Annotated in this window: 1 protein-coding gene; it reads right to left on the bottom strand. The window is 57.4% G+C overall.

The features are described from left to right. On the bottom strand, positions 1-857 hold an 857-nt coding region (locus QVO66_RS00900), incomplete at both ends, for an MFS transporter (RefSeq protein ID WP_288172405.1).

Below are 857 nucleotides of genomic sequence, written 5' to 3'. Positions count from 1 at the left end.
GAGTTGCCGTAGCCTACAAGCGCTATCGCAGTGTAGAGCACGGCCTTCGACGTGCCGAAGAACATGCCGCACATGCTCAAAGCCATCATTACAACGCTTATGGCGAAGAACACGCGGTTGTTCATAACGCGGAGGAAGAACGAGCCTGTCAGGCAGCCTGCCGTACGGAAGATGAAGTAGAGGCTCGTGGCGAAGGCGGCGTCGTTAAGGCTCATACCAAGACGCTCTATAAGGAGCTTGGGCGCTGTGGTGTTGGTGCCGACGTCGATGCCTACATGGCACATAATGCCAAGGAAGGACAGAAGGACGATGGGCTTGCCGAGAAGGCGGAGACAGTCGCCGAAGCCCGAAACTTTGCCTGCCGGAGCTTCTTCCTTAATGGGGGTTACCAGCAGAAGGAGCGTGGCAAGCACGCCTGCAACGAAGTATACCAGGAACAGAACGCGCCAGCCCATGCCGAGAGAAGGAAGCACGCCAGTGGCGCCCCACATGGCTATGTAGGGGGCGAGGAAAGAGGCGATGGCCTTGATGAACTGACCGAACGTTAGGGTGCTGGCAAGGTTATCGCCGCGGATTACGGTCGAGATCAGCGGGTTGAGCGATGTCTGCATCAGGGTGTTGCCTATGCCGAGCAATGAGAACGACAGAAGCATTATGGCGAAGCTCTCGCCGAAGAGCGGAAGAACGAGCGACACGGCAGTCACGGCAAGAGACAGAAGCACCGTGTTCTTGCGCCCGATGCGGTTCATAAGCATGCCCGTGGGCACTGAGAAGATAAGGAACCAGAAGAACACCAGCGAGGGGAACACGTTGGCGACGGAGTCGCTCAGCCCAAGGTCTGACTTCACGTAGTTGGA

This window comes from Prevotella sp. CAG:255, from assembly GCF_000431195.1.
Taxonomy (GTDB): Bacteria; Bacteroidota; Bacteroidia; order Bacteroidales; family Bacteroidaceae; genus Prevotella; species Prevotella rara.
Note: the sequence above shows the minus strand (reverse complement) of the source record. Positions and strands in the feature narration are given on the sequence as shown.